We start from the raw sequence: 861 nt of genomic DNA, 5'->3' as shown, positions 1-861 counted from the left end.
TGCTGAACCTGGTCAACGGCTCGATGGGCAATGCTTCGGTGCGGGTCGATCCGAACGCCACCGCAACCCTCGGCGTGGCGCTCAACGGCACCGGCACCCTCGGCAAATACGACAGCGGCACGCTGGTGCTCAACGCCGCCAACGGGTACACCGGCGGTACTGCGCTGAATGGCGGCAAGATCGTTGTCGGCAACAACGCCGCGCTCGGCACGGGTGTGCTGACCGCAGCGGACGGCACCGCACTGGACAGCAATGCAGCGATCAGCCTCGCCAACAACGTGCTGCTCAATGGCGGCCTGACCGTCGCCGGCAGCAACGCCTTGACCCTCGACGGTGTCGTCAGCGGTGCCGGCAGCCTGATCAAGTCCGGCGCGTCGAGCCTGACCATCAACGGCAGCAACACCTACAGCGGCGGCACGCAACTGGCTGGCGGCACGCTGGTGCTGGGCAACAACAGCGCAATCAGCAGCGGCGCCCTGAGCGTGACCGGCAACGGCACCCTCGACAGCACCTCGGCGCTGCAACTGGCCAACGCGGTCAACCTCGGTGCGCAACTGACCCTGGCCGGCAACCAGAACACCACGCTGCTCGGCGCCATCACCGGCACCGGCAGCCTGGTGAAAAACGGCAGCGGCGACTTGCTGCTCAGCGGTGCCAACACCTACAGCGGCGGCACCACGCTGAACGGCGGCAGCACCACTGGCGACACCAGCAGCCTGCAAGGCGCGATCGTCAACAACGCGGCGCTGACCTTCGCGCAGAACGCCGACGGCAGCTACACCGGCAACCTCACCGGCAGCGGTACGCTGAACAAAACCGGCACTGGCCAGTTGCTGCTCAGCGGCAACAACACCTTCACCG

Annotated in this window: 1 protein-coding gene; it reads left to right on the top strand. The window is 66.9% G+C overall.

The features are described from left to right. The coding region (locus tag DBR24_RS32605) for an autotransporter-associated beta strand repeat-containing protein (protein WP_256591596.1) at positions 1–861 on the top strand (861 nt) is incomplete at both ends.

Origin of the sequence: Pseudomonas sp. HMWF006 (genome assembly GCF_003061205.1) — a bacterium.
Lineage (GTDB): Bacteria > Pseudomonadota > Gammaproteobacteria > Pseudomonadales > Pseudomonadaceae > Aquipseudomonas > Aquipseudomonas monsensis.
The sequence above is the reverse complement of the archived record's forward strand: the minus strand, read 5'-3'. Positions and strand labels throughout refer to the sequence as shown.